This window comes from Ramlibacter aquaticus (assembly GCF_015159745.1).
GTDB lineage: Bacteria > Pseudomonadota > Gammaproteobacteria > Burkholderiales > Burkholderiaceae_C > Ramlibacter > Ramlibacter aquaticus.
In genome coordinates this window covers 61,163-68,418 of the sequence record NZ_JADDOJ010000008.1, presented here as the reverse complement: position 1 = coordinate 68,418, position 7,256 = coordinate 61,163, and the positions used below count along the sequence as shown (strand labels likewise).

Annotated in this window: 9 protein-coding genes; 4 read left to right on the top strand and 5 right to left on the bottom strand. The window is 72.1% G+C overall.

What is annotated here, in order from left to right; translation table 11 throughout:
• Positions 1 to 134 precede the first annotated feature (134 nt).
• The 4 genes from IM725_RS03605 to IM725_RS03590 are packed head-to-tail and all read left to right on the top strand — an operon-like array spanning position 135 to position 3,511.
• Positions 135 to 503 carry a TraR/DksA family transcriptional regulator gene (locus IM725_RS03605; protein ID WP_193779207.1) on the top strand — a complete coding sequence of 123 codons (369 nt, stop codon included), beginning with the start codon at positions 135 to 137 and terminating at the stop codon, positions 501 to 503.
• 11 nt (positions 504 to 514) lie between these two features.
• Positions 515 to 2,029: a thymidine phosphorylase family protein gene (locus tag IM725_RS03600; protein WP_193779206.1), complete on the top strand. Its 1,515-nt coding sequence runs from the start codon at positions 515 to 517 to the stop codon at positions 2,027 to 2,029.
• The gene (locus tag IM725_RS03595; RefSeq protein ID WP_193779205.1) at positions 2,022 to 2,924 is read left to right on the top strand and encodes a ribose-phosphate diphosphokinase; all 903 of its coding nucleotides are present in this window, start codon (positions 2,022 to 2,024) and stop codon (positions 2,922 to 2,924) included. Before IM725_RS03600 ends, IM725_RS03595 begins: the two co-directional genes overlap by 8 nt.
• Positions 2,921 to 3,511: an NAD(P)H-dependent oxidoreductase gene (locus IM725_RS03590; RefSeq protein WP_193779204.1), complete on the top strand. Its 591-nt coding sequence runs from the start codon at positions 2,921 to 2,923 to the stop codon at positions 3,509 to 3,511. The genes IM725_RS03595 and IM725_RS03590 overlap by 4 nt, the downstream gene beginning before the upstream one ends.
• 8 nt (positions 3,512 to 3,519) lie before the next feature.
• Here IM725_RS03590 and IM725_RS03585 read toward each other — a convergent pair whose 3' ends face one another.
• From IM725_RS03585 to IM725_RS20695, 5 genes are all read right to left on the bottom strand, one after another.
• Positions 3,520 to 4,119: a hemerythrin domain-containing protein gene (locus IM725_RS03585; RefSeq protein ID WP_193779203.1), complete on the bottom strand. Its 600-nt coding sequence runs from the start codon at positions 4,117 to 4,119 to the stop codon at positions 3,520 to 3,522.
• A 30-nt stretch (positions 4,120 to 4,149) separates the two neighbouring features.
• On the bottom strand, positions 4,150 to 4,941 hold the full coding sequence (gene fnr, locus IM725_RS03580; protein WP_193779202.1) for a fumarate/nitrate reduction transcriptional regulator Fnr: 792 nt from the start codon (positions 4,939 to 4,941) through the stop codon (positions 4,150 to 4,152).
• Positions 4,942 to 4,949: 8 nt separating this feature from the next.
• Positions 4,950 to 5,360, bottom strand: a complete 411-nt coding sequence (locus IM725_RS03575; RefSeq protein ID WP_193779201.1) for a response regulator — start codon at positions 5,358 to 5,360, stop codon at positions 4,950 to 4,952.
• 134 nt (positions 5,361 to 5,494) lie between these two features.
• Positions 5,495 to 6,139 (bottom strand): response regulator, encoded by a 645-nt coding sequence (locus tag IM725_RS03570; protein ID WP_193779200.1) that lies wholly within the window; start codon positions 6,137 to 6,139, stop codon positions 5,495 to 5,497.
• Entirely contained in the window at positions 6,136 to 7,188 is a 1,053-nt protein-coding gene (locus IM725_RS20695; RefSeq protein WP_287065865.1) for a PAS domain-containing sensor histidine kinase, read from the bottom strand. The genes IM725_RS03570 and IM725_RS20695 overlap by 4 nt, the downstream gene beginning before the upstream one ends.
• Positions 7,189 to 7,256 lie beyond the last annotated feature (68 nt).

Sequence of the window (7,256 nt, the reverse complement as noted above, 5' to 3'; positions counted from 1 at the left end):
GAATGTTGCGGAACATGGTCATACTCCAGTTTGCATTCATGCTGCCTTCGTGATGGCCGGACCGGGTTGCGCCAGATCAATCCGCCCCGGCCGTGCCGCTCACAGAATGGACGGAACCCCAGGGAGTTTCACACATGGAAAGCTTTGAACCGGCGATGGCCCCCCGCTTCCGCGGGCTGCTCGAGCAGCGCGCCGCCCGGCTGCGCGAGATCCTGCGGCATGAAGCCGACGCCGTCGGCCCGGACGCCGCCCACGAGGTGCAGGACTTCAAGGACATCGCCACCGGCGACAGCACGGCCGCCGTGGATGAGGTCCAGGCCGGCCACGCCGCGCATGAGCTGATCCAGGTGGACGAGGCGATGCGCCGCCTCGCCGACGGCAGCTACGGCCAGTGCACCGACTGCGCCGAGCCCATCGACCTGCGCCGCCTGGTCGCGCTGCCCGCCAGCACGCTGTGCACCGCCTGCCAGGCGCGGCGTGAACACGGGCACGCGGGCCGTTGAAGCGCCGCGCCATGGACGCTGAGGGCCCGGTCAATCGGATGCGCCTGCGGCGCATGGGCATCGACACCTACCAGGAGCCGGTGCTCTACATGCGGCGTGATTGCCACGTCTGCCATGCCGAGGGCTTCGAGGCGCAGTCGCGGGTGGAGGTGGCCCTCAACGGCCACCACATCGTGGCCACGCTGAACGTGGTGGACGTCGACTTCCTGCCCGAGTCCGAAGCCGGGCTGTCGGACGCCGCCTGGCGCCTGCTGGGCGCGCAGCCTGGGGACGTCGCCACCCTGCGCCACCCGCCGCCGCTGGAGTCGCTGGGCCACGTGCGGGCCAAGGTCTACGGCCGCCGCTTCACGCCCTCCTCGCTGCGCGCGGTGATCGAGGACGTGGCTGCGGGCCACTACTCCGACCTGCAGCTCGCGGCCTTCGTCACCGCCTGCGCCGGCCGGCTCGACCCGGGCGAGACCGAGGCCCTGACGCGCGCCATGGTGGACGTGGGCGAGCGCATGGACTGGGGCCCGGGCCTGGTGATGGACAAGCACTGCGTGGGCGGCCTGCCGGGCAACCGCACCAGCATGCTCATCGTCCCCATCGTGGCCGCCTGCGGCCTGCGCATGCCCAAGACGTCCTCGCGCGCCATTACCTCCCCCTCGGGCACGGCGGACACCATGGAGACGGTCACGCAGGTCGACCTGGACATGGCACGCATGCGCCAGGTGGTGGAGCGCACCGGCGGCTGCATCGCCTGGGGCGGTGCGGTCCGGCTGTCGCCGGCCGACGACATCCTCATCCGCGTCGAGCGGCCGCTGGACCTGGACAGCGAGGGCCAGCTGGTGGCCTCCATCCTGTCCAAGAAGGCGGCGGCGGGGGCGACCCACGTGCTGATCGACATGCCGGTGGGCCCCACCGCCAAGGTGCGCAGCGCCGAGGCCGCCGCCAAGCTCTCGGCGCTGCTGGGCGGGGTGGCGCACAAGCTCGGGCTGCAGCTGCGCATCACGCAGACCGACGGCAGCGCGCCCGTGGGCCGCGGCATCGGCCCGGCCCTGGAGGCGCGCGACGTGCTCTCGGTGCTGCGCTGCCAGCCGGACGCGCCGGCCGACCTGGCCGAGCGATCGCTGCTCCTGGCCGGCCAGTTGCTGGAGCTGGGCGGCGCGGCCGCCCCCGGGGCGGGCATGGACCTCGCCGCCCAGGTGCTGGCCGACGGCCGCGCGCTGCAGAAGTTCGGCGAGATCTGCGAGGCCCAGGGCGGCTTCCGCGAGCCCGAGCGGGCACGCTACACGCAGCCGGTGCTGGCCCTGCGCAGCGGCAACGTGGTGGGCGTGGACAACCGCCGGCTCTCGCGCATCGCCAAGCTGGCCGGCGCGCCCAAGGCCGCCTGCGCGGGCATCGACCTGCACATTCGGCCTGGGGAATTCGTGGAACGCGGCCAGCCGCTCTACACCCTGCACGCGGCCTCGCCCGGCACCCTGGCCTACGCGGTCGACTACGCCCATGCCCAGCCGGGCACCGTGCAGGTGGCCGAGGATGAATGAAGCGCGCGGCCTGGTGCTGGGCCTGCCGGGCAGCGGCGCCCTCCCCGCCCAGCTGGCGCAGGCCCTGGGCTGGGCCTGCGTGCCCCTGTTCGTGCGCGCCTTCCCGGACGGCGAATCGCTGGTCCGCATCGATGCCGCCGTCGCCGGCCGCTGCGTGATCCTCGCCGGCAGCCTGGACCGCCCGGAAGGCAAGACGCTGCCGCTGCTGTTCGCCGCCGACTGCGCCCGCGAACTGGGCGCGACCCAGGTCGGCCTGGTCGCCCCCTACCTGGCCTACATGCGCCAGGACGCCCGCTTCCACCCCGGCGAGGCGATCAGCTCGCTGAGCTATGCCCGCCTGCTCTCGCGCGCGCTGGACTTCCTGCTCACGGTGGATCCCCACCTGCACCGCCACACCGCCCTGTCGGCGATCTACAGCATCCCGGCGGTGGCGGTGGCGGCGGCGCCGGCGATCGCGCAGTGGATCGTCCGCGAAGTGCCCAGCCCGCTCATCGTCGGGCCCGACGAGGAAAGCGCCCAATGGGTGGCCCAGGTGGCGCAGGCCGCCGGCGCGCCCTGGGCGGTGCTGCGCAAGCAGCGCCAGGGCGATCGCGAAGTCCTGATCAGCGCGCAGGGGCTGCCTCCCGCGGGCGGGTGCACGCCGGTCCTGGTGGACGACATCGTCTCGTCCGGCGCCACGCTGGCCGGCGCGGCCAGGCTGCTGCGCGGCGCGGGCCACCCCGCGCCCGTGGCGGTGGTGGTGCACGCGCTCATGGACGAGGCCGCGGGCCGCGGCATCCTGGAGGCCGGCGTGTCCCGGCTGGTCAGCTGCGACGCGGTGCCGCACCCCAGCAACGCCATCGCGCTGCTGCCGGCGATCGTCCAGGGGCTGGCGCCGCTGCTGGAGGCGGCATGAGCGGCCGCCGCATCCTGCTGGTGCAGGGGCACCCGGATGCCTCGCAGCCGCACCTGCTGCACGACCTGGCGCAGTCCTATGCGAACGCGGCGCTGGCCGCCGGCCACACGCTGCACGCCCTGGACCTGGGCCGGCTCGAGGTGCCCCTGCTGCGCAGCCCGCGGGCCTGGGAGGACGAGCCCGTGCCCGCGGCCCTGGCCGACGCGCAGGCCGCGCTGCAGTGGTGCCAGCACCTGATGCTGGTGTACCCGCTCTGGCTGGGCGACATGCCGGCCGTGCTCAAAGCCTTCCTGGAGCAGGTCATGCGGCCCGGGGTGGCATTCACCCGGGCCACGCCCGGCTCGCCGGCGCGCAAGGGCTTGGCCGGCCGCAGCGCGCGCGTGGTGGTGGGCATGGGCATGCCCGCGATGGTGTACCGGTGGTTCTATGGCGCGCACAGCCTGCGCTCGCTGGAGCGCAACATCCTGGGCTTCGTCGGCTTCAGCCCGGTGCGGCACACGCTGGTGGGCGGTGCGGGCGGCCTGCAGCCCGCGGCGGTGGCTGCCTGGGAACGCCGCCTCGCCCGCCTCGGCAGCCAGGCCGCCTGAGGGGTTTGTCAGGCCGGCGTGTGGTGCAGGGCCGCGCCCACGCCCAGCGGGGCCGGCGTGGACAGCACGATGCGGGTGAACAGCCGGTCGTAGGCGGGGTCGCGGCTACCGCCGGCCAGCGGGTCGCGGGCCGCGACGAAGACGCGGTCCAGCTCGGCCCAGTCCTGCGGGCCCAGCTTCTGCTCGGCCACGGGCAGCAGCTGCGTCTCCTCGACGCGCATGTGCTCCAGGTAGAAGCGCACGTACACCTCGCAGGCCTCCACGAAGTCGGTGCGCCGGGTGTCGCCGATCAGCTCCCAGGCCAGCAGCAGGTGCTGGAGTTCGCGAACCCGCGTCTCGCCGTGCATGTGGTCGGTCTCCAGGCGGCGTATCACCGGCATCAGCTCGGGCGCGACGCGGGCGAGCTTGGGAAACAGCAGGTCGGATTCGTTCGGGTGGTGCTTCTTCTCGGGAAACTCGTCGATGTAGAAGAGCATCGCGCGCAGCACGTCGAAGAAACGCTCGGGCTCGTCGCCCGGGCCCTGGGCCACCAGGGGCTGCAGCGAGCGCAGCACGGCCGCGACGGCCGCATGCTCGTCGCGGATGACCTGCAGGGTGTGATGTTGCATGGGGTGTCCTCGTTCTGGTGCGGAGCGGGCTCAGTGCACCCGGGATTCGAAGGCGCGTTGCAGGCCCTCGATGTCGACGATGCGCACGTGGCGCTTGTCGACTTCCAGCAGCCCCTGCTGGTGGAAGGCGGAGAAGGTGCGGCTCACCGTCTCCAGCTTCATGCCCAGGTAGCTGCCGATCTCGGCGCGCGACATGCGCAGGTGGAACTCGCTGGAGGAATAGCCGCGGGCCTTCATGCGCTGCGACAGGTTCAGCAGGAAGGCGGCCAGGCGCTCCTCCGCGTTCATGCTGCCCAGCAGCATCATCAGGCTGTGCTCGCGCACGATCTCGCGGCTCATCAGGCGGCTCACCACGTGCTGCAGGTTGCTGCTGCTGGCGGCCAGCTCGGTGAGGTGGGCGTAGGGGATGGCGCAGACCTCGGTGTCTTCCAGCGCGGTGGCGCTGCTGGCGTGGTGGCCGTTGGCCACGCCGTCCAGGCCCATGAGCTCGCCGGCCATGTGGAAGCCGCTGACCTGCTCACGGCCGTCGGCCAGGGTCAGGCTGGACTTGAAGGTGCCGCTGCGCACCGCGTAGATGAACTGGAACCTGTCGCCCTCGCGGTACAGGGTCTGGCCGGCGGCGACCTTGCGGCGGCCGAACATCAGGCTGTCCAGGCGCTGCATTTCCTCGCCGGACAGGCCGCAGGGAAGGCACAGGTCCTTCAGGTGGCAGGCGGAGCATTGCGTGCGCAGGGGCGCCACCGGCGACGCCGCGCGGACCGTGGCAGGCACGGAAGCGATCCGGATGGTGCGCTGGGGTGCGTCGATCAGGGCAGTGGTCATGGCGGCTCTCAGGAGGACAGTTGGGACGGGGAAGCGGGATGGGCGGCGGCGGTCACCGCAGCGGCGAGCTGGTCGAAGTCGGCGGACTTGTCGAGGAAGCGGGAGGCGCCCGCGCCCAGGTAGCGCTTGCGGTAGGCGGGGCCGGCGTTGTTGCTGAAGACGACGAAGGCGATCTCGGGGGCCGCGGGCTTGACCGCGCGCAGCACCTCCAGGCCCTGGCCGCCCTCGAGCTGGGCGTCCAGCACCACCACGTCGGGGTGGGTGGCCAGGATGCCTTCGATGCAGGCCCGGGGCGTGACGCCCTCGCCGACGATGGCCATGCCCGCCGCCTGTTCGGCGAGCAGGCTGGCGACCCGCTGGCGGATCATCGCCGAGTCGTCGGCGAGGAACACCTTGAGGGCTTGCGTCTGCGTTTCCATGCCCTGAACTTTGCCTGCCGGCGGGCGAAAGGCCCATCGGCGGCGGCTGAATCGCGGGCTAGGCGCCGTCCGGTTGGCGACCGGGACAAACGCCGAGGCGGCCTAGGAATCGTCCTAGGCGCGAGGGCGGGCGGCTAGAGTTCCTCGTCGGCCGCGAGGCCGTGCCGCATGGCGTAGCGCACCAGGGCGCTCTGGCTGGTGACGCCCAGCTTCTGCATGAGGTTCGCCTTGTGCGTGCTCACGGTCTTCACCGACAGCTTCAGGCGGCCCGCGATGTCCGTGACCGAATGGCCCTCGACCAGCTGCTGCAGGACCTGGAATTCGCGGTCGGTCAGCGCCTCGTGGGGCGCGGCGTCCACCCCGGGCATCGCGCCCAGGGCCAGCTGCTCCGCGACCTCGGCCGTGATGTAGGCCCCGCCGCCGGCGATCTTGCGGATCGCCTGCACCAGCTCGGCCGGGGCGCTTTCCTTGGTCAGGTAGCCGCTGGCGCCGGACTTGATCGCTCGCACCGCGTACTGCAGCTCCTGGTGCATGCTGAGCACCAGGATGCGCAGCCTGGGCTTCTCGGCCTTGACCAGCTTGATCAGCTCCATGCCGCTGCGCCCGGGCATGGACAGGTCCAGCACCAGGACGTCGAAGGCGCACTCGCGCACCCGGGCCATCACCTGCGTGCCGTCGGCGGCCTCGTCCGCCACCTGCAGGTCCTCGGCCTCGCCGACGATGCGCTTGAGGCCCTCGCGCACGATGGCGTGGTCGTCGGCGATGACGATGCGTATCACCCGGCCTCCCCCTCATGGACCGGGATCCAGGCTTCCACCTCGGTGCCGCGGCCCGGCATGCTGCGCACCGAGACCTTGCCCTTGAGCTGTTGCGCGCGCTCGCGCAGGCCGGCCAGGCCCAGCGAGGCGGTCTTGCGGGGCAAGGCGGTGTCGAAGCCCACACCGTCGTCGACGACGCGCAGGCGCAGGCCGCCCTCCTCCCGCGCGACCACCACGTGGACCTCGGTCGCCTGGGCGTGCTTGGCCACGTTCTGCAGCGACTCCTGGACCATGCGGAACACGGCCGTGGCGTAGGGCTCGGGCAGCTCCAGGTCGGCGTCGCCCTCAAGCTCGCAGGCGATGCCGTTGCGCTGCATGAAGCTGTGCACCAGCCACTCGACGGCCGGGCCCAGGCCCAGGTCGTCCAGCACCAGGGGCCGCAGGTCGGCCGCGATGCGGCGCGTGGCGGCCACGCTGGCGTCCAGCATGGCCAGCATGCCGTCCAGCTTGGCGCGCAGGGTGTCCGTGTCGCCCTGCAGGTTGTCGCGCACCCACAGCGCGTCCATCTTCAGGGCGGTGAGCGACTGGGCCAGCTCGTCGTGCAGTTCGCGGGCGACGCGGCTCTTCTCCTGTTCGCGGATCGCGCTGGCCTGCTTGGCGAAGCTGGCCAGGTCCTCCTGGGCGCGCACCCGCTCGGTGACGTCGCGCAGGATCACGGTGTAGAGATGGCCCTCCGGCGAGACCAGCTGCGAGATCGAGGCGTCCATGGGGAACTCCTCGCCGTTCTTGCGCAGGCCGTAGATCACCGAGGTGCCGCCCATGCGGCGGGAGGTCACGCCCGTCTCGCCGAAGCGGCGCACGTGACCACCGTGCGCGCCGCGGAAGCGTGCGGGCAAGAGCATGTCCAGCGGCTGAAGCATGACCTCGTCCACATGCCAGCCGAAGATCCGTTCGGCCGCGCGGTTGTACAGCGCGATGCGCTGGCTCTCGTCCACGGCGATGATCCCGTCCATCGCGGAATCGAGCAGACCGGCGAGGCGGGCTGCGGCAGGGTAATGACGGGTGGGCACGGCGGCTGTGTGGAGTGCTGAATGAAATTACAGCACAAGCCGCGGGGTGCCGCCCCCCAAAGCGCACC

What these genes read in the sequence shown, in the direction of transcription:
- IM725_RS03605 (WP_193779207.1), top strand. Translation starts at nt 135, where the DNA reads ATGGAAAGCTTTGAACCGGCGATGGCCCCCCGCTTCCGCGGGCTGCTC.
- IM725_RS03600 (WP_193779206.1), top strand. Translation starts at nt 515, where the DNA reads ATGGACGCTGAGGGCCCGGTCAATCGGATGCGCCTGCGGCGCATGGGC.
- IM725_RS03595 (WP_193779205.1), top strand. Translation starts at nt 2,022, where the DNA reads ATGAATGAAGCGCGCGGCCTGGTGCTGGGCCTGCCGGGCAGCGGCGCC.
- IM725_RS03590 (WP_193779204.1), top strand. Translation starts at nt 2,921, where the DNA reads ATGAGCGGCCGCCGCATCCTGCTGGTGCAGGGGCACCCGGATGCCTCG.
- IM725_RS03585 (WP_193779203.1), bottom strand. Translation starts at nt 4,119, where the DNA reads ATGCAACATCACACCCTGCAGGTCATCCGCGACGAGCATGCGGCCGTC.
- fnr (WP_193779202.1), bottom strand. Translation starts at nt 4,941, where the DNA reads ATGACCACTGCCCTGATCGACGCACCCCAGCGCACCATCCGGATCGCT.
- IM725_RS03575 (WP_193779201.1), bottom strand. Translation starts at nt 5,360, where the DNA reads ATGGAAACGCAGACGCAAGCCCTCAAGGTGTTCCTCGCCGACGACTCG.